Origin of the sequence: Frigoribacterium sp. VKM Ac-2530, assembly GCF_015350835.1 — a bacterium.
GTDB lineage: Bacteria > Actinomycetota > Actinomycetes > Actinomycetales > Microbacteriaceae > Frigoribacterium.
On sequence record NZ_JADKSE010000002.1, the window covers coordinates 54,987 to 77,767 of the forward strand.

Annotated in this window: 23 protein-coding genes; 10 read left to right on the plus strand and 13 right to left on the minus strand. The window is 73.0% G+C overall.

Going from position 1 to position 22,781, the window contains the following annotated elements; genetic code table 11:
• Positions 1-31: 31 nt before the first annotated feature.
• The gene (gene rpsO, locus ITJ48_RS09185) at positions 32-301 is read right to left on the minus strand and encodes a 30S ribosomal protein S15 (protein ID WP_123520309.1); all 270 of its coding nucleotides are present in this window, start codon (positions 299-301) and stop codon (positions 32-34) included.
• Positions 302-393: 92 nt separating this feature from the next.
• On the minus strand, positions 394-849 hold the full coding sequence (locus ITJ48_RS09190) for a VanZ family protein (protein WP_194613453.1): 456 nt from the start codon (positions 847-849) through the stop codon (positions 394-396).
• Positions 850-968: 119 nt separating this feature from the next.
• On the opposite strand from ITJ48_RS09190, the gene ITJ48_RS09195 reads away from it, so the two are divergent.
• Positions 969-1,712 carry a M50 family metallopeptidase gene (locus tag ITJ48_RS09195; RefSeq protein ID WP_192041317.1) on the plus strand — a complete coding sequence of 248 codons (744 nt, stop codon included), beginning with the start codon at positions 969-971 and terminating at the stop codon, positions 1,710-1,712.
• Between the two features lie 14 nt (positions 1,713-1,726).
• On the opposite strand, the gene ITJ48_RS09200 is transcribed toward ITJ48_RS09195, so the two are convergent.
• The gene (locus ITJ48_RS09200) at positions 1,727-2,266 is read right to left on the minus strand and encodes an adenine phosphoribosyltransferase (protein ID WP_133738666.1); all 540 of its coding nucleotides are present in this window, start codon (positions 2,264-2,266) and stop codon (positions 1,727-1,729) included.
• A 182-nt stretch (positions 2,267-2,448) separates the two neighbouring features.
• Here ITJ48_RS09200 and ITJ48_RS09205 point away from each other — a divergent pair, with 182 nt between their 5' ends.
• The 4 genes from ITJ48_RS09205 (at position 2,449) to ITJ48_RS09220 (ending at position 5,243) form a co-directional block, all read left to right on the plus strand.
• Positions 2,449-3,492: a M4 family metallopeptidase gene (locus tag ITJ48_RS09205; protein ID WP_194613454.1), complete on the plus strand. Its 1,044-nt coding sequence runs from the start codon at positions 2,449-2,451 to the stop codon at positions 3,490-3,492.
• Positions 3,493-3,545: 53 nt separating this feature from the next.
• A complete protein-coding gene (locus ITJ48_RS09210; RefSeq protein ID WP_194613455.1) occupies positions 3,546-3,884 on the plus strand; it encodes a protealysin inhibitor emfourin in 339 nt (112 codons plus the stop codon).
• A 4-nt stretch (positions 3,885-3,888) separates the two neighbouring features.
• A complete protein-coding gene (locus tag ITJ48_RS09215; RefSeq protein ID WP_194613456.1) occupies positions 3,889-4,488 on the plus strand; it encodes a hypothetical protein in 600 nt (199 codons plus the stop codon).
• A 164-nt stretch (positions 4,489-4,652) separates the two neighbouring features.
• The gene (locus ITJ48_RS09220) at positions 4,653-5,243 is read left to right on the plus strand and encodes a DinB family protein (RefSeq protein ID WP_194613457.1); all 591 of its coding nucleotides are present in this window, start codon (positions 4,653-4,655) and stop codon (positions 5,241-5,243) included.
• Here ITJ48_RS09220 and ITJ48_RS09225 read toward each other — a convergent pair.
• The 3 genes from ITJ48_RS09225 to ITJ48_RS09235 all read right to left on the minus strand — a co-directional run bounded on the left by ITJ48_RS09225 (position 5,227) and on the right by ITJ48_RS09235 (position 8,856).
• The gene (locus tag ITJ48_RS09225; protein WP_194614395.1) at positions 5,227-7,509 is read right to left on the minus strand and encodes a UvrD-helicase domain-containing protein; all 2,283 of its coding nucleotides are present in this window, start codon (positions 7,507-7,509) and stop codon (positions 5,227-5,229) included. The two genes, ITJ48_RS09220 and ITJ48_RS09225, sit on opposite strands and share 17 nt — an antisense overlap.
• 142 nt (positions 7,510-7,651) lie before the next feature.
• Positions 7,652-8,482, minus strand: coding sequence for an aldo/keto reductase (locus ITJ48_RS09230; RefSeq protein WP_228506841.1), 831 nt, complete (start codon positions 8,480-8,482; stop codon positions 7,652-7,654).
• Positions 8,482-8,856 (minus strand): FKBP-type peptidyl-prolyl cis-trans isomerase, encoded by a 375-nt coding sequence (locus tag ITJ48_RS09235; RefSeq protein WP_123548736.1) that lies wholly within the window; start codon positions 8,854-8,856, stop codon positions 8,482-8,484. The genes ITJ48_RS09230 and ITJ48_RS09235 overlap by 1 nt, the downstream gene beginning before the upstream one ends.
• 86 nt (positions 8,857-8,942) lie before the next feature.
• Between ITJ48_RS09235 and ITJ48_RS09240 the strand changes: the two genes are divergently transcribed.
• Positions 8,943-10,268, plus strand: a complete 1,326-nt coding sequence (locus tag ITJ48_RS09240; protein ID WP_194613458.1) for an MFS transporter — start codon at positions 8,943-8,945, stop codon at positions 10,266-10,268.
• 27 nt (positions 10,269-10,295) lie between these two features.
• On the opposite strand, the gene ITJ48_RS09245 is transcribed toward ITJ48_RS09240, so the two are convergent.
• Complete coding sequence (locus ITJ48_RS09245; protein ID WP_194613459.1) at positions 10,296-11,717, minus strand: PrsW family intramembrane metalloprotease; 1,422 nt, start codon at positions 11,715-11,717, stop codon at positions 10,296-10,298.
• A 155-nt stretch (positions 11,718-11,872) separates the two neighbouring features.
• On the opposite strand from ITJ48_RS09245, the gene ITJ48_RS16180 reads away from it, so the two are divergent.
• Both ITJ48_RS16180 and ITJ48_RS16185 read left to right on the plus strand, forming a co-directional pair.
• The gene (locus ITJ48_RS16180) at positions 11,873-13,054 is read left to right on the plus strand and encodes a YihY/virulence factor BrkB family protein (RefSeq protein ID WP_228506843.1); all 1,182 of its coding nucleotides are present in this window, start codon (positions 11,873-11,875) and stop codon (positions 13,052-13,054) included.
• Between the two features lie 119 nt (positions 13,055-13,173).
• Positions 13,174-13,770, plus strand: a complete 597-nt coding sequence (locus ITJ48_RS16185; RefSeq protein WP_370544859.1) for a GNAT family N-acetyltransferase — start codon at positions 13,174-13,176, stop codon at positions 13,768-13,770.
• A 15-nt stretch (positions 13,771-13,785) separates the two neighbouring features.
• Here the strand turns inward: ITJ48_RS16185 and ITJ48_RS09255 are convergent, their stop codons facing one another.
• A complete protein-coding gene (locus ITJ48_RS09255) occupies positions 13,786-14,208 on the minus strand; it encodes a hypothetical protein (RefSeq protein ID WP_194613461.1) in 423 nt (140 codons plus the stop codon).
• Positions 14,209-14,331: 123 nt separating this feature from the next.
• Here ITJ48_RS09255 and ITJ48_RS09260 point away from each other — a divergent pair, with 123 nt between their 5' ends.
• Positions 14,332-14,763, plus strand: coding sequence for a hypothetical protein (locus ITJ48_RS09260; protein WP_194613462.1), 432 nt, complete (start codon positions 14,332-14,334; stop codon positions 14,761-14,763).
• Positions 14,764-14,799: 36 nt separating this feature from the next.
• On the opposite strand, the gene ITJ48_RS09265 is transcribed toward ITJ48_RS09260, so the two are convergent.
• The 3 genes from ITJ48_RS09265 to ITJ48_RS09275 form a co-directional block, all read right to left on the minus strand.
• Positions 14,800-16,530 carry an endo-1,4-beta-xylanase gene (locus tag ITJ48_RS09265; RefSeq protein WP_370544860.1) on the minus strand — a complete coding sequence of 577 codons (1,731 nt, stop codon included), beginning with the start codon at positions 16,528-16,530 and terminating at the stop codon, positions 14,800-14,802.
• A gap of 1 nt (position 16,531) precedes the next feature.
• Complete coding sequence (locus ITJ48_RS09270) at positions 16,532-17,041, minus strand: hypothetical protein (RefSeq protein ID WP_194613463.1); 510 nt, start codon at positions 17,039-17,041, stop codon at positions 16,532-16,534.
• Positions 17,042-17,147: 106 nt separating this feature from the next.
• Complete coding sequence (locus ITJ48_RS09275) at positions 17,148-18,674, minus strand: aspartate ammonia-lyase (protein WP_370544962.1); 1,527 nt, start codon at positions 18,672-18,674, stop codon at positions 17,148-17,150.
• A gap of 428 nt (positions 18,675-19,102) precedes the next feature.
• On the opposite strand from ITJ48_RS09275, the gene ITJ48_RS09280 reads away from it, so the two are divergent.
• Entirely contained in the window at positions 19,103-20,629 is a 1,527-nt protein-coding gene (locus ITJ48_RS09280) for an MFS transporter (RefSeq protein ID WP_194613465.1), read from the plus strand.
• A 552-nt stretch (positions 20,630-21,181) separates the two neighbouring features.
• On the opposite strand, the gene ITJ48_RS09285 is transcribed toward ITJ48_RS09280, so the two are convergent.
• Together ITJ48_RS09285 and ITJ48_RS09290 are read right to left on the minus strand one after the other, a co-directional pair.
• Positions 21,182-21,394, minus strand: a complete 213-nt coding sequence (locus ITJ48_RS09285) for a hypothetical protein (protein WP_194613466.1) — start codon at positions 21,392-21,394, stop codon at positions 21,182-21,184.
• Positions 21,391-22,692, minus strand: coding sequence for an inorganic phosphate transporter (locus ITJ48_RS09290; protein WP_194613467.1), 1,302 nt, complete (start codon positions 22,690-22,692; stop codon positions 21,391-21,393). Before ITJ48_RS09290 ends, ITJ48_RS09285 begins: the two co-directional genes overlap by 4 nt.
• Positions 22,693-22,781 lie beyond the last annotated feature (89 nt).

Here is a 22,781-nt window from a genome sequence, read left to right on the forward strand (position 1 = left end):
ACGGGGGCCGGAGTCGAGACTCGGAGGTCGACTAGCGACGCAGGCCGAGGCGACCGATCAGCGTGCGGTAGCGCTCGATGTCGACCCGGGACAGGTAGCCCAGGAGACGACGGCGCTGGCCGACGAGGAGGAGCAGGCCACGACGCGAGTGGTGGTCGTGCTTGTGCTCCTTGAGGTGCTCGGTCAGGTCGAGGATGCGCTGCGTCATCACGGCGATCTGGACCTCGGGGGATCCGGTGTCGCCGGGGTGGGTCGCGTATTCTTCGATGATCCGGGTCTTGACGTCAGGTGCGAGTGCCATTCAGGATCCCCTTCCAGTTCGTTGCGCGGCGCCCGTCACAGGATGTGCGAGCTCTCTTGTTCCGCGGCCGTTCAGACGGCAACCTGGCGAGCTTACCAGACGGGTGCCGGACGAGGTGAGCCGCGGCGGGCTCGCGAGCAGCGGCGGCTCGGCAGGACGAGACCGACGAACGCGGCGCCGATCGCCGCGCCGATCGTGTTCATCAGGATGTCCTGCGGGTCGGAGAACCGCGTCGACGAGAGGGCGGTGGCCTGGTAGAACTCGATGGCGCAGGTCGCGGCGAAGCCGAGCACGACGCCGACCCACCAGGCGCGCTTCGGGAGGAGCAGCGCGGGGAACATGCCCATGGGCACGAACATGGCGACGTTCGCCGCCGCCTCGACGCGGGCGAACGTGATCCAGCTCGTCTCGTCGTGACGACCGAAGAAGTCGAGGGTGCGCCAGAGCAGCTCGGACGTGCCGTCGCCGTAGACCGACGGGCGCAGCGTCATCCAGGCCACCCCGGCGAGGTAGACGAGGCTGAAGAGGAGGAGGACGGCGCGGCGCATCCGTCCATGGTGCGGCACGCCGGCTCGGAACACGCCGCCCGGAGCCGAGGACCATCCTCCCGACGGAGGCGATCGACCCTGGGGAGGGAGGACCGGGAGGCGCCTCCTAGGCTGGCGGGATGGACGAGACCACCGCCTCCCTGGCCGCGCTCTGGGCCCGGGTCGCGCAGCGCGCCGACCCGCTCCCCCTGTCGTGGATGCTGCTGGCCGTCGCCGCCGGGGCCGCGCTCGTGCTGCTGCCGGGCACCTGGCACACGGTGCGGCACGCGGTGACCGTCGTGCACGAGGGCGGCCACGGCCTGGCCGCCGTGCTGACCGGTCGGCGGCTGACCGGGATCCGCCTGCACTCGGACACGTCCGGGCTGACCGTCTCGCGCGGTCCGCGGTCGGGGCCGGGCATGGTGCTGACCCTGCTGGCGGGCTACACCGCCCCGGCGCTGGCCTCGCTCGGTGCCTCCTGGCTGCTCGGCGCGGGCTTCGCCGCCGGGCTGCTCTGGGCGCTGCTGCTGCTGCTCGCGCTCATGCTCGTGCAGATCCGCAACTGGTTCGGCCTGTGGGTCGTGCTCGTCGGCGCGGCCGTCGTCGCGGGCGTCACGTGGCTCGCGCCGGTCGAGTGGCAGCAGGTGTTCGGGCTGGTGCTGGTGAGCGTGCTGGGCCTGGGCGCCCTCCGCGCCTCCGTCGAGCTGCAGTCGAGTCGCCGGCGGGCGGCGCGCCACGGCGCCCGCACGGAGTCGGACGCCGACCAGCTCGCCGGGCTGACGCACGTGCCCGGCGTCCTCTGGGTCGGCGTGTTCGTGGGGGTCGCGGCGGCGTGCCTCGTGGGGGCGTCGCTGCTGCTGTTCCCGGGGTGGCTCGCGCCCTAGGTCCGGCTCGCGCCCTAGGCGGGGGCGCTGCCGAGGGCGTGCACGGGGATGCGCGACGCGAGGCGCTCGCGGCCGGGGAGGCCCTCGAGCTCGAGCAGCACGGCGATGCCGACGACCTCGTAGCCCGCGCGTTCGAGCAGGGTGACGGTGGCGTCGGCCGTGCCGCCGGTGGCCAGGACGTCGTCGACGACGAGCACCCGGGTGCCCGGGGGCAGCTGGCTCGGCCGCAGCTCGAGCGTCGCCTCGCCGTACTCGAGCGCGTAGCTCTCGCTCAGGACCTCGCCGGGCAGCTTGCCGGCCTTGCGCACGGTGAGGACGCCGACGCCCTGCTCGATCGCGATGCCGCCGGCGAGCGCGAAGCCGCGGGCCTCGATGCCGGCCACGGCCGTGAAGGCACCGTCGAACGGCTCGGAGAGGGCGGCGGTCACGGTCGCGAAGGCGTCCGCGTCGGAGAAGAGCGGCGTGACGTCGCGGAACAGGATCCCGGGGACGGGGAAGTCGGGGACGACGGCGATCATGCGGTCGACGAGGGCGGAAGCGTCGGAGGCGGTCATCCGGTCGACGCTACCGGCTCGCGGAGGTCGCCCCGCACCTCCGGGGCCCGCGCCCCCTCGCGGGCGGACCGCCCCCTCGCGGGCGGACCGCCCGCTCGCGGGGTCGCTCGGCCGACCGGCCGCTCGTGACGATCGTGTGAACGGACGGCCCCGATGTCGGGGGCCGGTGACAGAGTCTGTCCATGACCCGCTACATCGTGCCCCCGTACCTGCTCGCCCACCTCGCCGCGGCCGACACCGAGCGCTTCGCACGAGCTCCCGAGGCCGCCCGGCACGGGCTGCGGCAGATCGACGAGGTGCGCGCCGCCCGCAGCGAGGCGCTGCCCGTGCGGCAGGGCGCCGTCGCCCGGGGCCCCGAGGTCGAGCGCACCATCTCGGACGCCCAGGGCACCGAGCAGCTGCCCGGGGTGCGGGTCCGGGGCGAGGGCGAGCCCGCGGGCGACGACGTCGCGGTGACCGAGGCGTACGACGCCCTCGGCGCGACGCACGCGCTGTTCCGCGAGGTCTACGGGCGCTCGAGCATCGACGGCGCCGGCCTGCCCCTCGACGCGACCGTGCACTACGGCCAGGACTACGACAACGCGTTCTGGAACGGCGAGCGGATGGTCTTCGGCGACGGCGACGGCGAGGTCTTCGGCCGGTTCACCGCCTCGGTCAGCGTGATCGGCCACGAGCTGGCCCACGGCGTCACCCAGTACACGGCGAACCTCGAGTACCAGGGGCAGTCGGGCGCCCTGAACGAGTCGGTCAGCGACGTCTTCGGCGCGCTCGTCGAGCAGCACCTGTTCGACCAGACGGCCGGGCAGGCGACGTGGCTGATCGGCGAGGGGCTCTTCACCGAGGCCGTCGAGGGCCGCGCGCTCCGCTCGATGTCGGCGCCGGGCACGGCGTACGACGACGACGTGCTCGGCAAGGACCCCCAGCCGGCCCACATGGACGACTACGTCGAGACGACCGACGACAACGGAGGCGTGCACCTCAACTCGGGCATCCCGAACCGCGCGTTCTTCCTCGTCGCCGACGCCCTGGGCGGCCGCGCGTGGGAGCGCGCGGGGCAGGTCTGGTACGACACGCTCGTCGGCGGGCAGGTGTCGCCGACCGCCTCCTTCGCCGAGTTCGCCGCGGCCACCGTCTCGGCGGCGGCAGCCCGGTACGGAGCCGACTCGGAGGAGGCGCGGGCCACGACCGCGGGCTGGCAGGGCGTGGGCGTCGACCCGGCAGCCTGAGCACCGGGCCCCTCGCCCTCGGCAGCTCGGTGCCGCGGAGTAGCATCGCGGCCATGATGGTGACCGTCCAGAGGTCCGGCGGCTTCGCCGGGCTCACCCGCACCTGGCAGGTCGACGTGGACGCCGAGCCCGACACCGAGTCCTGGCTCGTGCTGCTCGACCTCGTGCCCTGGCAGGAGGCGCCCGCCCCGACCCAGCCCGTGCAGCCGGACCGCTTCGTGTGGGTCATCTCGGCGGAGACGTCGCCGGCCAAGAAGGCCAAGCTGCCCGAGCAGCAGGTGACCGGGCCCTGGCGGGAGCTCGTCGACCGGGTGCGCGAGGTGAGCGACGCCGAGCGCGCGAGCGAACGCGGCGCCGCGCACGACTCCACCGCGCCGGGCGACGGGGCCTAGCCGCGTGCCCTCTCGGGACACCCTCTTCGCGTCCGTGGCCGCGCTCGTCGTCGTCGGCGGCGCCGTCGGGATCGGGCTGGTCGGTTCGGCGCAGCCGTCCCGCGTCGTCGGCGCCGAGAGCGCCCCGCCCTGGCCCGTGCCCGCCGTGGGCGACCGGCTCGGCCGCGCCGAGCTCGCGGGCATGCAGAACGTCTGGGGCGAGGACCTCGCGATGCACGTGCACACGCACCTCTCGATCACGGTCGACGGCGAGGCCGTGACGATCCCCGGCGACATCGGGCACGACGCCGGAACGAAGCTCGCCGCTCCCCTCCACACCCACGACACCTCCGGCATCGTGCACGTCGAGTCGCCTCGACGGGAGTCGTTCGTGCTGGGCCAGCTCTTCACCGAGTGGGACGTGCACCTCGACGCCGTGAGCATCGGCTCGCTCGGGCCCGACGACGGCCTCGAGCTGACGACGTTCGTGGACGGGAACCGCTGGTCGGGCGACCCGGCCGGCATCCGGCTGAGCGACTTCGAGGACGTCGCGCTCGTGCTCGCGCCCCGGGGCGAGACCGTGACCGCGCCTCCTGCGTTCGCCTGGCCGCCCGACTACCGCTGAGCGCATCGGCGTCCGCACCCGCAGGAGCCGCGCGCACCCTGCTGCGCGCCGAGGGGTCCGCGCGGCTTCGACGGGTCTCGACGATCCAGCATGCGCGGCATCGCTCGGCGGCCGAGGCGCAGGAGGCGGTGGCGGCCGGGGCAGGGAGGCGGCACCCTGGGGGCATGGACGAGAAAGAGACCCTGCAGCGCTACCTCACGAAGCAGCGCGCCGACCTGCTGGCGAAGCTCGACGGGCTCGACGAATACGACGCCCGGCGTCCGCTCGTGGCGAGCGGCACGAACCTGCTCGGCCTCGTCAAGCACGTCGCGAGCGTGCAGCTCGGCTACCTCGGCGAGGTCTTCGACCGGCCGTCGCCGCAGGAGATGCCGTGGCTGACGGACACGAGCGAGCCGGAGGCGGACCTCTGGGCGACCGAGGACGAGACGCGGGAGGCGATCGTCGCGTTCGCACGGCACTCGGCCGACCACGCCGACGCGACCGTCGCGGCGCTCGACCTCGACTCCCCCGGCGTGGTGCCGTGGTGGCCGGCAGACCGACGCGACGTCACGCTGCACTCGATCCTCGTGCACCTGTGCGTCGAGACGGCGCGTCACGCGGGCCACGCCGACCTCGTCCGCGAGCTCGTCGACGGCAGGCTCGGCAACGGAGCGGCCGACCCGAACGTCGCGGACCGGGACGACGAGGGCTGGCGCGCCCACCACGACCGGGTCGAGGCGGCGGCCCGGGCCGTCGGGGCTAGCCGACGACCGTGAGGCGCTGCGTCGGCCGGGTCATCGCGACGTAGAGGCTCGCCGCGCCGCGGGCGGCGCCGGTGCGGATGCCCTCGGGGTCGACGAGCACGACGCTGTCGAACTCGAGGCCCTTCGAGGTGGCGGGGCTGAGCACCGAGATCGGCCGGGTCAGCGACGCCGTGCCCGGCGCCACCTGCCCGGGGAACAGCGGGTCGAGTCCCGAGACGAGGTCCGCCACGAGGTGCTGCGGCGCGATGACCGCCAGCGTCCCCTCGGAGTCGATGCCGCGGTCGGCGGCGACCGCCTCGACGGCCGCGGCGACGAGGGCGTCGTGCGCCGCGCCTCCTCGGCTGTCGCCCGTCGCGGCGAGGGCAGGCACCGCGATCTCGCGGACCGGCCACTCGCTCGACCGGACCGACCGGCTCGCCGTGATGGTCAGCCCGTTCTCGACGGCCAGGCGCTCGGCGTGCTCGACGATCTGGCTCGGCGTGCGGTAGTTGACCGTGAGTTCTTCGAGGCGCCAGGGCGCCGTGGTGCCGGCGACGCTCGAGCCGCGACGACGGCCGAGCAGGGCCTGGAGCGCCCTGTCCCACGAGGAGGCGGCGGCCGGGCTGGACGCCTGGGCGATGTCGCCGACGACGGTGAACGAGCGCAGCGGGCAGCGGCGCGACAGCAGCCGCCACTGCATGGGCGACAGTTCTTGCGCCTCGTCGACCACGACGTGCCCGAAGGCCCAGGTCCGGTCGCCCGCGGCGCGTTCGGAGGTGGTCATCGACGCGGCGCGCTCGGCGAAGCCGCCGGCGATCTGCTCAGCCGACACCATGCCCTCGACGCCCATGTTCTCGATCGCGCGCTCGGCGTTCTCGATGTCGCGCTTGCGCTGCTGCTTGCGCGCCAGCTTGTCGGGGTCGACCCCGGCCTGGAACTCGCCGAGCAGCTCGGCCGCCTCGTCGAGCAGCGGCACGTCGGAGATCGTGAACTGCGAGCCGCGGGGGCGCTGGAGCAGGGCCCGCTGCGCCGGCGTCCAGCGCTGGGTGATGGTCGCGAGCCAGTTCGGGCGCGCGAACAGGTCCTCGACGAGCTTCTCGGCCGACAGCGGCATCCACGCGGTGTTGAGCAGCACCCGCACGTCGTGCGACTGGCGGATGTCCTCACGGAGCACCGCCTCGTCCGACTCGTCGACCGTCGTGCCGTGCTCGCGCATCTGCGACACGAGCAGGCGGGTCAGCGCCGAGAGCGCCGCCTTGTTGAAGGTGACCCGGCCGAGGTTGTGCTGCTTGCCTCTCTCTTGCGCACGCCGCATGGCGTCGCCGATCAGCTCGGGGTGCACGACGAGCCGCTCGCCGTTGATGTCGATCGTCGTCGCCTGCGTCGGCCGGACCTGACGCGAGCGCACGGCTCGCTTGATCAGCTCGGCCATCTCGGCCGAGCCCTTGAGCGCCGCGACGTCGGGCGCGTCGTCGACCTGGGTCTCGAGGTCGGGGTAGAGCCCGCCGAGGCTCGACAGCACGACGCCGCTCTCGCCGAGCGACGGGAGCACCTGCTCGATGTACCGCAGGAACGACCGCGACGGGCCGACGATGAGCACGCCCGAGCCGCGCAGGCGGTCGCGGTGCGAGTAGAGCAGGTAGGCCGCGCGGTGCAGGGCGACGGCGGTCTTGCCCGTGCCGGGCCCGCCCTGGACGACGAGGACGCCGTCGAGCTCGGAGCGGATGATCCGGTCCTGCTCGGCCTGGATCGTGGCGACGATGTCGGTCATCCGGCCGGTCCGCTGGGCGGTGAGGGCCGCCATCAGCGCGCCCTCGCCCTGCAGCTGCACGTCGTCGCGGTCGAGCAGGTCGGGGTCGAAGACCTCGTCCTCGAGGCGGGTGACGGCGCGCCCGGCGAGGGTGAGGTGACGGCGGGCCCGGACGCCCATGGGCGTCGCCGCGGTCGCCTGGTAGAAGGCGCTCGCGCCGGGCACCCGCCAGTCGAGCAGGATCGGGTGGTGCTGCCGGTCGCGCAGGCCGACCCGGCCGATGTAGCGGAGGGCGCTGCCGGTCTCGTCGGGCCGCTCGAGCTCGAGGCGGCCGAAGGCGAGCCGCTCGTCGACGGCGCCGAGCTGGGTGATCGTGTCCTCGTAGAGCTTCGCGAACGCGTCCCGCTCGCTGCGGCTCTGGTGGTTGCCGCCCACGGCTTCTCGCCGGGTGCTCTCCAGCCGCACGCGGGCGTCGGCCTTCAACTCGTCCAGACGCGCGTACAGCGTGGCCACGTAGGCGCGTTCGCGCTCGAGCTCAGATGACACCAGGTTTGCTCCACCCCTCGGGAAAAGACGGCACGCCAGTCTACCTGTGCCCGGGCGCGCGTCCGCCCCCACCCGCGACGACGCCCGCGCCCTCCGGGGAGGACGCGGGCGTGTCGAGCCGAGCGGGTCGAGACCGCAGGCGGAGCTAGAACTCCTCGTGCGTCTCGGGGTCGCCGTCCCAGAGCCGGCCGCGCTCGAGGCCGCTGATGCGCGCCACCTCGTCGTCGGACAGCTCGAAGTCGAAGACGTCGAGGTTCTCGCGCTGGCGGCCGGGGTCGGCCGACTTGGGCACGGGCACGGCGCCGAGCTGGACGTGCCAGCGCAGGACGACCTGGGTGGGCGTCTTGCCGTGGGCACGCGCGATCTCGGTGACCACCGCCTCCTGCAGCAGCTCGCTCTGCTTGGCGAGCGGGCTCCAGCTCTCCGTGACGATGCCCATGCGCTCGTGCACCGCGCGCATCCCCGCCTGGGGGAAGTACGGGTGCAGCTCGATCTGGTTCACCACGGGCACGACGCCGGTCTCGTCGGCGACGCGCTGCAGGTGCTCCTCGGTGAAGTTCGAGACGCCGACGCTGCCGACGAGGCCGTCCTCCTGCAGCTTCACGAAGGCGCGGAACGAGTCGACGTACTTGTCGACCCGGGGCAGCGGCCAGTGGATCAGGTAGAGGTCGACGAAGTCGAGGCCCAGGGCGGCGCGGGTCTCCTCGAAGCTCGCCAGCGTCTCCTCGTAGCCGTGGTGCCGGCCCGGCAGCTTCGACGTGACGACGAGCTCGTCGCGCGGCACGTCGACGCGGCGGACGGCCTCGCCGACCGCCGCCTCGTTGCCGTAGTTGAGGGCCGTGTCGAGGAGGCGGTAGCCGGACTCGATCGCCGTGGCGACCTGGCCCGCGCCCTCGTCGCCGTCCATCCCGTACGTGCCGAGGCCGAGGGCCGGGATGGTCCGGCCGTCGGCGAGGCCGATCGAGGGGGCCGTCATCAGCTGACGCCGAGGAGGTCGATGACGAAGATCAGGGTCTTGCCGGAGAGCGGGTGACCGCCGCCGACGGGGCCGTAGGCGAGGTGGGGCGGGACGACGAGCTGGCGGCGGCCGCCGACCTTCATGCCGGGGATGCCCTCCTGCCATCCGCGGACGAGGGCCGCGAGGGGGAAGTTGATGGGCTCGCCGCGGCTCCACGACGCGTCGAACTCCTCGCCGGAGTCGAACTCGACACCGAGGTAGTGGACGTTGACGGTCGAGCCGGACTGGGCCTCGTCACCGTCGCCGACCGTGATGTCGGTGATCTCGAGCTCGGCCGGAGCAGGAGCGGTAGGGGCGTCGATCTCGGGCTTGGTGCTGGGGTCGTGAGTCATGGCTCCATCCAACCACCGCCTCCTCGTGTCGTCGGGAGGAGGCGGGACGTCGACCCCGAACCGTGCGCATCGCGCATGATGGAGCCTTGACCACTCCGACTCCCGCCCCTGCTCCGTCCCGCCGCCCCGTGCTCGTCGACGTCACGCCGCTGCGGCAGAGCCCGGCCTTCGCACGCCTCTTCGTCGGCAACACCGTGAGCGGCATCGGGACGCAGCTCACCCTCGTCGCCGTCGGGCTCGAGGTCTACGACATCACCCGCTCGACCTTCGCCGTCGCGCTGGTCGGCGTCGTCTCGCTCGTGCCGATGATCGTCGCGGGGCTCTGGGGCGGCATGCTCGCCGACGCGTTCGACCGGCGCAAGGTCGCCCTCGTCGCCGCAGTCTTCGCCTGGCTGTCCACCGCCGCCATCGCCCTGCACGCCTGGCTCGGCCTGCACGAGGTGGGGCTGCTCTACGTCTTGACCTGCGTCAACGCGGTGGCCGGCACGATGATCGCCACGTCGCGCGCCTCGATCGTGCCGCGCCTCCTGCCGGCCTCGCTGCTGCCCGCCGCCGCCGCGCTCGGCGGCATCGGCACGGGGCTGATGCTCACGGTCGGGCCGGCGCTCGCGGGGGTGCTCGTCGCGGGCATCGGCTTCGCGCCCACCTACACGGTCGACGTGGTGCTCTTCTCGTTCGCGTTCCTCGGGATCGTGACGCTGCCGCCGATCCGCCCCGAGGGGAACGCCCAGCGCCCGGGGCTGGCGTCGCTGGTCGAGGGGATGCGGTTCCTGCGGCGAGCGCCGACCGTGCGCACGACCTTCGTCGTCGACATCATCGCGATGACCTTCGGGCAGCCGCGGGTGCTCTACCCCGTGGTCGGGGCCGTGGTGATCGGAGGAGGCGCGGTGACGGTCGGCGTCCTCACCGCCTCCTACGCGGTGGGCGCGCTGCTGAGCAGCGTCTTCTCGGGACGGCTCGGACACGTGCGCCTCCAGGGCCGCGCGGTCGACCGCGCGATCACCGTCTACGGGATCTGCATCGCCGCGTTCGGGCTCGTGCTGGCGGTCACCGCGCCGCGCGGCGACGGCGGGCTGACGGAGGGGCTGGGGCAGGCCGACCGGGTCGCCCTCGGCGCTGCCGCGCTCGCCCTCGCGGGGGCCGGGGCCGCCGACAACGTCAGCTCGATCTTCCGCTCGACCATCCTGCAGACCGCAGCCCCCGACCACATGCGCGGGCGCCTCCAGGGCGTGTTCATCGTGGTCGTCACCGGTGGGCCGCGGGTGGGCGACCTGTTCGTCGGCCTGGTCGCCGCGGCGGGCGTGGCGTGGCCGCCGTTGCTCGGCGGGGCGCTGATCGTCGTGCTGATCGCCGTCGTGGCACGGCTGACCCCGTCGTTCAGGACGTACGACGCGCTGCACCCGACGCCGTAGCGGCGGAAGCGGCGACGGCCGCCGGGATCACCAGCCGGGAGGCGGGAGGGGGCGACCCCACGGATCGTGCGTGGGCGGGCCGTCCTGCCAGTGGTGCTGCTGTGCGGGCTGCTGCGGCACCTGCAGCGGCGCGGGCTGCTGCGGCTGCCAGACCTGTTGCGGCTGCTGCGGCTGCTGCGGCTGCTGCGGCCAGGCCAGCGCCGGCTGCTGCGGCCACCCGACGAACGCCGCGGGCGGCGCCTGCAGCGCCGACCGGCTCGCGGCGAGCGCCGCCAGCAGGTCGGCCTCGTCGCGGCGGGCGCCCTCGTCGTGCCCTCTCTTGCCCTTGACGAGCCGCTGCCGGGTGAAGGCGAGGCGCGTGGCGTCCGAGACGAAGCGCCGCATGGCGGGCCCCGTCCCGTTCGCGGCCGCCCAGCGGCGCGCGCGACGCCGTCCGGCGCCGGTCGACAGCATCGCGACCTCGTCGGCGCTGAACCAGCCCACCGCGGCGTACTCGGCGAGACGTGCGTGGGTGACCCGGCGCTCGTTGCGGCGCAGGAAGACGACCAGCAGCACCATCGCGACGAAGATCGGCACCTGCACGAGCAGGTAGTAGACGAAGAAGCCGTCGCCGACGACGACGAGCGCGCCGTTCCAGAGGGCGTGCAGGGCGGCGGCGGGCACGACGCCGAGGGCGAACCAGCCGATCGCGCCGAGCCGGCCGGTGCGGCGGGCGGCCCAGCCGAGCGCGATGCCGGTGCACGCCGTGTACATGACGTGGGCGAACGGCGACATCAGCGCCCGGACGACGAAGACGAACACCAGGCCGTCGCTGCCGAGCGCCAGGTCGTCGACGACCTGCAGCGCGAAGTACTGGACGTTCTCGACGAAGGCGAACCCCGCGGCCACGGTCGCGGCGTAGACCACGCCGTCGACGGGGCCGTCGAAGTGCCGTCGGAAGATCCACAGCACCAACAGCACGCCGAACCCCTTGGCGACCTCCTCGACGATGGGGGCCTGGACGACCGCGCCGAAGACCTCCGCGCCTCCCTCGGCCCCGATGCCGACGAGCCCCTGCACCGACCCGACGACGAGGTCGACGATCAGGGCGGTGCCGACCGAGACGGCCGCGCCCCAGAGGAACGCGAACAGCAGGGCGACGCGGGGTTCCGGCTCCCAGCGGTCGACGAGCCAGATGCCGACCATGACGATCGCGAGCGGCACGAAGGCGAGCAGGCTCGCGGCGAGGATCACGCCCGGCGACAGGAAGATCAGGAAGTAGACGACCAGGGCGAGGACGAAGACGCCGATCACCGTGAAGCCGACTGCCAGGGCCACGCCGCTCGCGACCGGGCGACGGCGCGGCGCCGGCTGCGCGAACACCGGCTGTGCCGGCCACCAGACGGGCTCGGGCGCCGGCGCGGGCTGCCCGGCGATCTGGTGCTGCTGTCCGGAGTCGTCCCACGTCATGCCCCCGACCCTACGGGCCCGCAGGAGGCGCGGGCCGGGGCCCCGGGACGCACCCGCCGGGGTGCGGCGCAGGGCACCTGCCCGAGCGCTGCTCGCGCGTGGCCGCGCAGCGCACGGCCACGCCCCCACGGGCTCCCCCGCTGTACCCTCGGGGGATGCCTGCGACGCGGTCCCTCCCGGAGAACCCGTCGCCGACCCGGTACGTCGTCATGCGGGTGTGGCACGACTTCCTGAGGCACCGCACGATCGACGCCGCCGCCTCCCTGACGTTCTTCTCGACCCTGGCGATCCTGCCGACCGCGCTGGCCCTCGTCTCGGGCGTCGCGCTCTTCCAGGACGGCGAGGCGGCCGTGAACGACATCCTCGAGGTCGCCCGCTTCGTGCTGAGCGCCGACGCGATCGACACCCTGCGGCGACCGCTCGAGCAGATGCTGAGCCTCTCGAACCCGGGCGTCGCGTTCGGCATCGGCCTGTGGCTGACGCTGTGGTCGCTGTCGTCGTACACGACCGCCTTCGGCCGGGCGATGAACACCGCCTACGAGGTCGAGGAGGGGCGGCGCATCTGGAAGTTCCGCGGGCACATGATGATCGTCACCTTCGTGCTGATGGTGTCGTTCGCCGTGATCGCGGCCCTGCTGCTCGTCACCCCGACGCTCTTCGTCGGCATCGGCGAGGCTGCGGGCTTCGGCGAGCCGTGGTTCACCCTCTACAACGTGCTCAAGTGGCCCGTCATCGCCGCCCTCGCGGTGTTCGCCGTCGCGATGCTCTACTACTTCACGCCGAACGTGCGGCCGCCCCGGCTGCGCTGGGTCTCGTACGGCGCCATGTTCGCGCTCGTCATCTGGGCGGTCTGCACCCTCGGCTTCGCCCTCTACGTGTCGACCGTCTCGAACTACGACCGCTTCTACGGCTGGCTCGGCGGTGTCGTGGTGGTTCTGCTGTACTCGTACATCAGCAACTTCGTGCTCGTCATCGGCGGCGAGCTCGACAGCGAGGTGCTGCGGATGCGCCAGCTGCGCCGCGGGGTGAAGGCCGAGGAGGTCATCCCCCTGCCGATGCGCGACACGGCCCGCAACCACATCCTCGCCCGGAACGGAGCATGGGACGTCCGGGTCGGACGCGCGCTCCGCGAACGGGCCCTGCGCGAGAACGGCGGCGTGCTCGACGCCGACGAGCTGCGCCATCTGCACGTGCGGGGCGAGCGGCTGCACATCACCGACCGCGACCACGCCCACGCGGCCGCGCTCGAGCTCGACCTGGACGGCGACGGCAGCCGCGAGCCGGAGCGGACGCCCGAGGTCGACGCGGCGCGCTCCCCCGAGCCGTCCACGCCGTAGCCGCCCCCGGCGTCGCACCCCGGAGTGGACGATGCACCCCGTCGCTGCGGGGTGCATCGTCCACTCCGAGGTGTCCCGGCGACGGATGCAGGAGGATCGAGGCCAAGGACTCGGACACGGTGGCGACGACGCCTCGACTGACGCTGCGCCTCCATCGCTCCGGCGATCTGGACCGGCTCGTGGCGATCCACTCCCGACCGGACGTCGCGAGGTACCTCCTGCAGGAGCCGTGGACCGTCGAGGACGGCGAGGCACAGCTCGAGCGACGCCTGCCCCGGATCGACCTGGCCGAGCCCGTCGGGGCGCTCGCCCTCGTGGTCGAGCGGGAGGACCTCCTCATCGGCACGGTGTCGCTGTGGCGCACGGAGCAGGAGCGGCGCACCGTCGAGATCGGCTGGACGCTCGACCCTGCACACGGAGGCGGCGGCTACGCGACCGAGGCGGTCGCGGCCGGTCTGCGGCTCGCGTTCGGACAGCACGACGTCCACCGCGTCACGGCGCAGCTGGACGCCCGCAACACGGCGTCCGAGCGCCTCGCCGCCCGGGTGGGCATGCGGCAGGAGGCGCACCACCGGCAGGACTTCTGGAGCAAGGGCGAGTGGACGGACACCCTGGTCTTCGGGGTGCTGGCGGATGAGCATCGCGCTCAGGGGCTCGATCGGCAGCCCGACCGACCGGCCCCTGATGCCCGGCGGGGAGCGGACACAGGCACCTGACGGAGCGGCCGCTCCTCAGCTCGGCAGACGGAGCGCATCGGTGTAGTCGCGTCCGTCAGGTCGACCTGACGCGAAGAGCCGCAGGTCAGCATGGTCGCCTCGACAGACGGCGGCGGCCATCCTGTGGGCGCGCGCAGCGCTCACGAGCGGCGACCGACGGCCCTTCTCCGTGCGGACCGCCGCGAGGTCCGCCGCCAACCGGTCGTGATGTCCTGCGGCGACCTCGAGGCTCCCGCCGGACGACAAGGTGAGGCTCGCAGCGAGGCCCAGCTGCGACTGCAGCACCTCGATCGCCTCGTCGTCGCGGGTCTCTGCGTAGACATCACCGACCAGCAGACTGAGGGCGCGGATGCGAGCCCACGCCGTGAGCACCGAGGACTCGTCGACGGGGTAGCGCCCGATCAGGCTGGTGATGCGATCGAGGAGCACGTCGGTCATGGGCCGATCCTCGCACGCCGCTGACGGAGGCCCAGGAACACGGGGGCCCGTCGGCCCCCAGACCGCGACCGCCGACGTCGACACGAGGAGGTCGTGACCGTCGTGCGCTGAGAGGATGACCACATGACGGATCACCTCGGACGACGCATCGAGCACCTCATGACCAGGTACCCGGTCGACGAGTCCTCTCGCCACACAGCCTGGGCTCGGACCACCGCGCTGAGCGAGCTCGTCCGGATCCTCCGGACGAACGAGCCGACCGACGTGGGGGTCGAGACGCTCGAGGCCCAGCTGAGACTGGCGGCGATCATCACCCGGGACTGCGACGGCGACCTCGAGGACGCGGCCGCGCACCACGATCGGCTGGCGTCCGACATCACCGCGGTGCAGCCGGACGCCGACCCCTGGTCCCCCGTGCGGAACGCCGCACGCGCCCACCGGATGGCCGCTGCCATCTGCCGTGGTGACCACTCCGACCTGCGGCTCTTCGCCTCCCCCCGGAAGGACGGGATCGACCGCACCGCGGCGCTCCGGCTGCCGTCCGCCGAGGGGTGACCTCCGGCCCCCGCGCTCGCCGCAGCGAACCGCTCGTCAGCCCGCGAGCACCGACCGCACCGCGTCGTAGGCGGGCGTCGGCTCTCCGTCGTCGAACAGGAGGTCGTGGCCCTGCTCCGGGCTGCCGCCGTCGTCGACGAAGTGGTCGTACCGGTCGTCCACGCCCCACGTCGTGTACGAGACGCAGGTCGGTGAGCCGAGACAGGTCGCGAAGATCGTGGCGTACTGCTCTGCCTGGGCCATCTGCCCCTGAGCGTCCGTGACGTCGTTCTCCGAGATGCGGACGAGCAGCCCGGCTTCCTCGAAGACGTCGAGGGTCGCGTCGAGGTCCTCGACCGAGACGGCGTCGGTGTCGAGGTCGTAGACGTGGGCCTGGAGGCCGACGCCGTCGACGTGACCGCCCGCCGCGTTCGTGTCGAGGACGAGCTGCCGCAGGGCGTCCTGCCGAGGCCCCGGCACGTCGGCGCCGTTCTCGTTGACGAACTGCCGGACGTCCGGGTCCGCGTCGTGGACCGCCTGCGAGACGACCGAGGGGTAGGTCTCCCCGAAGACCCGCAGCCAGGTGTTCTCCTGCAGCTCGGTCCCCTGGTCGACGTCGAACGGCTCGTTCACCACGTCGAGCGAGTCCAGCCGGCCGCGGAAGTGCGTGACGACCGCCGTGACGTAGTCGAGCAGGGCCTCGGCGCTGGTCTGCCGCTCCTGCTCGGTGTCGCTCGGCAGTTCCTGCATCCACCGGGGCATCGCCTCGGTGAACGCGATGGTGTGGCCGTGCACCGCGATCCCCTTGCTCTCCGCGAGGTCGAGCAGAGCGTCGGCCTCCTCGAAGGCGTACTCGCCCTGGCGTGGGGAGAGCGCCTGCGGCTTCAACGCGTTCTCCGGCGTGAGGGCGCCGAACTCGCCCACGAACTCGTCCGCGTAGTCCGCGTCCGAGGCGAGCGGCGCGAGTGCCACAGCCGCGCCGACGACGAAGCCCGGGCGAGCACGGGCGGCGAGCGCCTGCAGCCCGTCCGGAGAGGGCTCGGCATCGGCCGCAACGGGACCAGCGGTCGAGAGACCATCTCCGGCCGCCGCCGAGGCCGCCAGCGACCCGACGGTGAAGGACCCTCCTCCGCTGGACAGCCCCAGCCAGAGCTGGCCCGAGCTGAAGACGTCGCCGAGCGGCGAGGTGGAGACCGTCCTCCCGGCGCTCGTGATCTCGAGCCTGTCGCCGCGACGGTCCACGGTGAGCTCCGCCTCGGGATCGGAGATCGTGACATGCTCGTCCTCGGCCGGCTGGGGATCGGCGACGTCGTCCGGGGGCGAGCCGTCGAACACGGCGATCTCGAGGTCGTCGCCCCGCAGCGTGAGGTGCAGGCCGGCCGGCTCGAGGCGGAACTCGTCCGCGATCACGGGCGGGCTGTCGAGCAGGGACACGGTGGCGTCGGCGGTGACGTCCGTGAAGGAGGCGCGGAGCGAGAAGTCCCGGACGCCCACGAGGTGCGTCCCCATGAGGTCGACCGGCGGGTCCGGCTGTGCGTCCCCGCCGTCCTGCTCGACGATGCTCCTCCCGGTCGCGGACACCCGCAGCTCGTCGCCGTCCGCGACGACCCCCGGGACGTGCTGCCAGTCCTCTTGCAGCAGATCGATGGTGGTGGTCCTCTCGGGTCGTGGGTCCGTCGAGCCGCAGCCCGCCAGGGCGAAGCAGAGACCGACGGCCGAGACGCGCAGCGCGAGACGTCGTCGACCGGTCCGGTGCGCCGTCAGCACCCGCCGTGCTCGGCCGACCACGTCACGATCCTTCAGGACGGACGCTGTCGGATGTCCCGCCCGCAGCGGGGCGGTCCGGGGTGAAGCGTTTCCCCGAAGCAGGGCTGTAGGCGTACCAACGGCCACCGCCCAGTCTCTCCGTGACGGCTCGAGCCTCCTCGGCCTGCCGCTCTGCCCGCACGTGCAGGGCCTTCGCCGCCCTGGGGTTGGTCGGCGGCTCCGCAGACCTGACGACCCGGCGTCCCTCGACGATCAGGTGGACCTCGACGCCGCGCCCGAGCTCGTCGGCGACCCGCCGGGCCAGGGCGCCGCCGGTCACGGCGAACTCGTGCTCGTCCTCCGGCGCGTGCGACGGGACGTCCGGATCGAGGCGCGACCGGTGGAACGCGTCCCACGCTCGGAGATCGTCCTGGAGTCCCGGCGACAGGCGGGCATCGTCGAGATCGACCGCACCGCCGGACCAGAGCACCGTGCCCGCGTGGTCGGGGAACATCCGCACGATCAGGCGGCCGTCTCGTGAACGCTCGGTCATCCCGAGACCGTATCGTGCCCGCCGGACGGCCCCCAGGGGTTCCCGTCCGGTGTCGGGGAGGCGCGGTGCAGGCCGGACCGGCACCGCGCCTCCTGCGGACCGCTCGTCAGCCCGCGGTCTCGTCGCCCGGGTTGCGCACCCCGGTCGCGTTCGCGGCGCGGGCCACGGCAGCCGCCGGGTCGTCCACGTCGATGATCGGGATGGCGCTCGTGACGGCCTCGAGGCCGGACAGGCGCGCGGGCGACAGCACCTTCTGCACCTGCTCCTCGCTCATCAGGCCGGCCGCGACGACGAGGCGCGCGATGGGCGCGTTCGTCGTCAGGGCGGTGTGCGCGATGGCGGCGGCGGCCGAGTAGCCGATGTACGGGGTCAGGGCCGTGACGCTGCCGACGTTCGTCTCGACCTGCTGCGTGAGCCGGGCGCGGTTCGCCTCGATGCCGTCGACGCAGTTGACCCGCAGGGTGCGGCACGCGTAGGTCATCCACTGGAGGCTCTGCATCACCGAGTGGGTGATGACGGGCTCGAAGGCGTTGAGCTGCAGCTGGCCCGCCTCCGCCGCCATCGTCACCGTCACGTCGGCCCCGGCGACCGAGAACGCGACCTGGTTCACGACCTCGGGGATCACGGGGTTCACCTTGCCCGGCATGATCGACGAACCGGCCTGGCGCGGAGGCAGCGTGATCTCGCCGATGCCGGCCTGCGGGCCCGACGACAGCAGGCGCAGGTCGTTGCAGATCTTCGAGAGCTTGATGGCGCTGCGCTTGAGCGCCCCGCTCAGCGTCATGAAGACGCCGGTGTCGCTCGTCGCCTCGATCAGGTCGGGAGCCGTGACGAGCTCCATCCCCGACAGCTCGCTGAGGTGGCGGCGCACCGCGTCCGCGTACTGCGGGTCGGCCGTGATCCCGGTGCCGATCGCCGTGGCGCCGAGGTTGATCTCGCCGAGCAGCGGGATGACGTCGCGGAGGCGCTGCACGTCCTCGCCGAGGGTGTGGGCGAAGCCGACGAACTCCTGGCCGAGCGTCATCGGCACGGCGTCCTGCAGCTGGGTGCGCCCGACCTTGAGCACGTCGTGGAACTCGGCCCCCTTGGTCGCGAACGCGGTGGCGAGCAGGTCGAGCTCGTCGAGGAGGCGGCGGAGCGTCAGGACCATCGCGATCTTCACCGAGGTCGGGTACGTGTCGTTCGTGCTCTGGCTGCGGTTGACGTCGTCGATCGGGTGCAGGTGCGCGTAGTCGCCCTTGGGGTGGCCCATCAGCTCGAGGGCCCGGTTCGCGATCACCTCGTTGCTGTTCATGTTCGTGCTCGTGCCCGCGCCTCCCTGGATCACCCCGACGGCGAACTCGTCGTGCAGCGCTCCGCCGCGGATCTCGACGCAGGCCTGCTCGATGGCGTCGGCCTTGTGCCGCTCGAGCACGCCGATCTCGACGTTCGCGCGGGCGGCGGCCTGCTTGACGAGCGCGAGCGCGATGACGAGGTCGGGGTAGACCGAGATCGGCCGCTGGCTGATCGGGAAGTTCTCGAGCGCCCGCGCCGTGTGGATGCCCCAGTAGGCGTCGGCGGGGACCTCGCGGCTGCCGAGGGAGTCGCTCTCGGTGCGCGTGCTCGGGCCGGCCGCACGTCGCCCGCGCGACACGGGCTGCTCGCCCGTCTGGTCGGCGAGCCGCTGGTCGGGCCGCCCGTCGAGGTCGTCGGTGCCGGCGTCGTGCCGGTCGTCGGTGCGGGAGCTGTCGGTCGTCACGGTGTCGTGCCTCCGTCGTCGTCGTCGTTCGCCGCCACGACCTCGTGAGCCGTGACGGTCGGCCGCTGCCGAGCCTACCGAGCCGAGGAGGCGCGGGCCGGGCCGAGCGCACATCGTCGACAGGTGTCGACCAGCGTCCCGAACCGTGGGAAGCTTCTCGACGCCGCCCGAGTTGCAGCCTGTGCACCGATGCGTCGCCGCCCGCTCGACGAGCACGGCGGCGACGAGCACCACCGCAGCGCCGCATCCTCGCCGCGCAGGACCGCAGCGCCGCGTGCCGCCCCACCCGACCGCCGCCCCCGGGCCGCCAGCCGAGAAGACGCATGACCACCACGACGCACGACGACGCCCGCCCCGACGCCCCCGAGGGCGACCCCGCGCCCGGAGGCTCGTCGTCGCTCACCCCCGCCGAGCGCCGCCGGCTCACGCGGACGCCCGACCCGCGCGTCGTCACCGCCGTGCTGGCCTTCTCGGGCCTCGTCGCGGCGCTGATGCAGATGCTCGTGATCCCCATCGTGCCGTCGTTCCCCGAGCTGCTCGACGCCGACCCCGCCGACACGACCTGGATCATCACCGCGACCCTGCTCGCCGGTGCCGTCGTCACCCCGATCGCCGGGCGCCTCGGCGACCTGATGGGCAAGCGCCGGATCGTGCTCGCCCTCGTCGTCGTGATGATCGTCGGGTCGATCGTCGCCGCCTCCACGTCGGAGCTCGTGCCGCTGATCGTCGGACGTGCGCTGCAGGGCACCGCGCTCGGCATCATCCCGCTCGCGATCAGCATCCTCCGCGACACGCTGCCCGCCGAGCGCCTCGGCGGAGCCGTCGCCCTCGTCAGCGCCACCCTCGGCTTCGGCGGTGCGGTCGGCCTGCCGCTCAGCGCCTGGATCTCGGTCACCTTCGACTGGCACGTGCTCTTCTGGACCGCCGCCCTGCTCGGCGTCGTCGTCTTCGCCCTCGTGGCCTGGCTCGTGCCCGCCAGCACGCTCCGGACCGAGGGCCGCTTCGACCTGCCCGGGGCGATCGGCCTCGCGATCGGGCTCACCGGCGTGCTCCTCGCCGTCTCGAAGGGCAACGACTGGGGCTGGCTCAGCGGCTCGACCCTCGCCTCCGGCCTGACCGGCCTGGCCGTGCTCGTGCTGTGGGGCTTCTACCAGCTGAAGGTCAGCAGTCCCCTGGTCGACCTGCGGGTCGCCGTGCGCCCTGCCGTGCTGCTGACGAACCTGGCGTCCGTCGCGCTCGGCTTCGCGCTCTTCGGCAGCAACGTGTCGCTGCCCCAGCTGCTCGAGCTGCCCGCCGAGACCGGCGTGGGCCTCGGCCAGAGCATCATGGTCGCGTCGCTCTGCCTGGCGCCCTCGGGCGTCGTGATGATGCTGATGGCTCCCGTCGCCGCACGGGCCACCGCCCGCTTCGGCGCTCGCATCTGCCTCGTCGTCGGCGGGTCGATCATCGTCGTCAGCTACGCCGTCGCCGCGGTCGCCTTCGACCAGGTCTGGCAGATCGTGCTCGTGTCGGTGCTGATCGGCTTCGGCATCGGGCTCGCGTACGCGGCCATGCCGACGCTGATCATGCACGCCGTGCCCGCGACCGAGACGGCCGCGGCCAACGGCCTCAACACCCTGATGCGCTCGCTCGGCACGACCAGCGCGTCGGCCGTCGTCGGGCTGCTGCTCACCGCCGAGTCGATGCCGTTCGCCGGCGGATCGGTGCCGACCGAGGCCGGCTTCCGGCTGACGTTCGTGCTCGGCGGAGCCGTGGCGCTGCTCAGCGTGCTGCTCGCCGTCGCCATCCCGCGCCGTGAGCCCGTGTACGCGGACGCGGCGCTGCCCACCGGGCCGGTCCGCACGCGCTGACCGGCGCCTCCTCGGCCCTGCCTGCTCTGCCCTGCTCTGCCCCTCTCCTCATTCAGGAACTTCGGTCCTGATCTGCGCGCGCAGGGGCAGGCGAGTCCTGAATCGTGCACGACACAGGAGTCAGCGACGCTCAAGTCCTGAATTGCGTCAGGTCTGAGCGAAGCTCCCGCTCGGCCTCTCGCACTTGCCCCGCCGCTGCTGTCCTTTTTCAGGACTCTCGATCCTGAGAACGCGTTGCTCAGGGTCGCGAGTCCTGAATCGTGCACGACTCAGGAGTCCACAACCCACAGGTCCTGAGTTGTGCGCGGCGCAATGGGGCGGCTGCGCACGGTCCTGATACGGCGAGGAGGCGGCTCCGGGCGATCCCGATCGAGCGCACGGCTTCCGGAGGCGCGGCGCGTGCCCCGAGGGCGGGTGTTCCGGGTCGAGGGCGGGTCGTCAGCTACCCGCCCTCGACGCGGTCGACCCGCCCTCGAGCAGTAGGCGAGCGACGGATCGCGAACGCGCAGCAGGCGACGGCGGCCTGCGGACGGGCGACCCAGGGCGCCGCGGTCAGCGGTGCAGCGCCGGGACGATCAGGTAGATGCCGTAGAGGACGCCGAGGCCGCAGAGCACGAAGCACGCCCAGCCCGCGACCGTGCGCACGGCACTGCGGTCGTCGACCGTGAGGAGGCGGAGGCCCAACGAGTAGACCGTCACCAGCGCCGCGGCGGAGAACAGCGACACCAAGGCGACGGTGACGAAGGCGAACCAGTCGATGCTCATCGGGTCGTCCCGTCGTCGGTGCGGTCGGTGCGGTCGGTGCGGTCAGCTCGCTCGGCGGTCGCCGTGGCGACGGGCGGGTCGTCCAGCCGGACGAACGGCGCCTCCACTCCCCCGGCGGGCGTGTCGACGCGGCCCTTCTTCTCAGCGCGGCGGGCGCGGCGGCGAGACAGGACGCTCGTCGCGGCCACGTCGACCTCCATCGCCGCCGACTGGTCGTGCGGGCGGCGACGCGAGAGCAGGAAGATCCCCGCGATGACCGCGACCCCGACGACGGCGTCGACGACGAGCCCGACGATGCCCGCCGAGGCGATGAACGCCGCGACGGCGCCCACCGCAGCGCTCGCCGGCAGCGTGATGAACCAGGCGGCGACGATCTTGCCGGCGGTGCTCCACTGGATCTTGGCGCCGCGACGTCCGAGCCCGGCGCCGATGATCGAGCCGCTCGCGACCTGCGTCGTCGACAGCGCGAAGCCGAGGTGGCTCGACGCCAGCACCGTGGCCGTGGTCGACGCCTCGGCGGAGAAGCCCTGGGTCGGCTTGACCTCGGTGAGGCCGCCTCCCATGGTCTGGATGATGCGCCAGCCGCCGGTGTAGGTGCCGAGCGCGATCGCGAGGGCACAGACCACCACGACCCAGAGGGGCGGGCCCGAGCCTGCTCCGAGAGCGCCCGACGCGATGAGAGTCAGGGTGATGACGCCCATCGTCTTCTGGGCGTCGTTCGTGCCGTGGGCGAGCGCGACCAGCGACGACGTGAAGATCTGGCCGTAGCGGAAGCCGCCCCGCTCGCTCTTGTCGTCGCGGCGACGCGTGATCCGGTAGGCGAGCCGGGTGGCCGTGTAGCCGACGAGCCCCGCGATCAGCGGAGCCAGCAGCGCGGGCAGCACGACCTTCGAGAGCACGACGGAGAAGTCGACCGAGCTGAGGCCGGCGCCGACGACGGCCGCGCCGATCAGGCCGCCGAAGAGCGCGTGCGACGAGCTCGACGGCAGGCCGCGCAGCCAGGTGAACATGTTCCAGACGACGGCGCCGATCAGCCCGGCGAAGATCATCTCGGGCGAGATCTGCACCCCGCCGTCGCCCTCGCGGATGATGCCGCCCGAGACCGTCTTCGCGACCTCGGTGCTGAGGAACGCGCCGACGAGGTTGAGCACGGCGGCCACCGTCACCGCGACCTTGGGCTTCATCGCCCCCGTCGCGATCGGGGTCGCCATGGCGTTGGCCGTGTCGTGGAACCCGTTGGTGAAGTCGAAGAAGAGGGCCAGGACGATGACCAGGACGACGATGAGCGTGAGATCCACCGGGCAACACTCGCACCCCGGTGAACGGCGGTCAACTCGGAGGTGCACGGCACGCAACGAGGAGGTGGACGGCAGGTGTCCGAGGACGA

Excerpts from the sequence above, each read along its gene's own strand:
- ITJ48_RS09195 (WP_192041317.1), top strand. The coding sequence starts at position 969 with ATGGACGAGACCACCGCCTCCCTGGCCGCGCTCTGGGCCCGGGTCGCG.
- ITJ48_RS09235 (WP_123548736.1), bottom strand. The coding sequence starts at position 8,856 with ATGACTCACGACCCCAGCACCAAGCCCGAGATCGACGCCCCTACCGCT.
- ITJ48_RS09230 (WP_228506841.1), bottom strand. The coding sequence starts at position 8,482 with ATGACGGCCCCCTCGATCGGCCTCGCCGACGGCCGGACCATCCCGGCC.
- ITJ48_RS16180 (WP_228506843.1), top strand. The coding sequence starts at position 11,873 with ATGCCTGCGACGCGGTCCCTCCCGGAGAACCCGTCGCCGACCCGGTAC.
- ITJ48_RS09190 (WP_194613453.1), bottom strand. The coding sequence starts at position 849 with ATGCGCCGCGCCGTCCTCCTCCTCTTCAGCCTCGTCTACCTCGCCGGG.
- ITJ48_RS09210 (WP_194613455.1), top strand. The coding sequence starts at position 3,546 with ATGATGGTGACCGTCCAGAGGTCCGGCGGCTTCGCCGGGCTCACCCGC.
- ITJ48_RS09205 (WP_194613454.1), top strand. The coding sequence starts at position 2,449 with ATGACCCGCTACATCGTGCCCCCGTACCTGCTCGCCCACCTCGCCGCG.
- ITJ48_RS09245 (WP_194613459.1), bottom strand. The coding sequence starts at position 11,717 with ATGACGTGGGACGACTCCGGACAGCAGCACCAGATCGCCGGGCAGCCC.
- ITJ48_RS09285 (WP_194613466.1), bottom strand. The coding sequence starts at position 21,394 with ATGAGCATCGACTGGTTCGCCTTCGTCACCGTCGCCTTGGTGTCGCTG.
- rpsO (WP_123520309.1), bottom strand. The coding sequence starts at position 301 with ATGGCACTCGCACCTGACGTCAAGACCCGGATCATCGAAGAATACGCG.
- ITJ48_RS09270 (WP_194613463.1), bottom strand. The coding sequence starts at position 17,041 with ATGACCGAGCGTTCACGAGACGGCCGCCTGATCGTGCGGATGTTCCCC.
- ITJ48_RS09260 (WP_194613462.1), top strand. The coding sequence starts at position 14,332 with ATGACGGATCACCTCGGACGACGCATCGAGCACCTCATGACCAGGTAC.
- ITJ48_RS09220 (WP_194613457.1), top strand. The coding sequence starts at position 4,653 with ATGGACGAGAAAGAGACCCTGCAGCGCTACCTCACGAAGCAGCGCGCC.
- ITJ48_RS09200 (WP_133738666.1), bottom strand. The coding sequence starts at position 2,266 with ATGACCGCCTCCGACGCTTCCGCCCTCGTCGACCGCATGATCGCCGTC.
- ITJ48_RS09280 (WP_194613465.1), top strand. The coding sequence starts at position 19,103 with ATGACCACCACGACGCACGACGACGCCCGCCCCGACGCCCCCGAGGGC.
- ITJ48_RS09255 (WP_194613461.1), bottom strand. The coding sequence starts at position 14,208 with ATGACCGACGTGCTCCTCGATCGCATCACCAGCCTGATCGGGCGCTAC.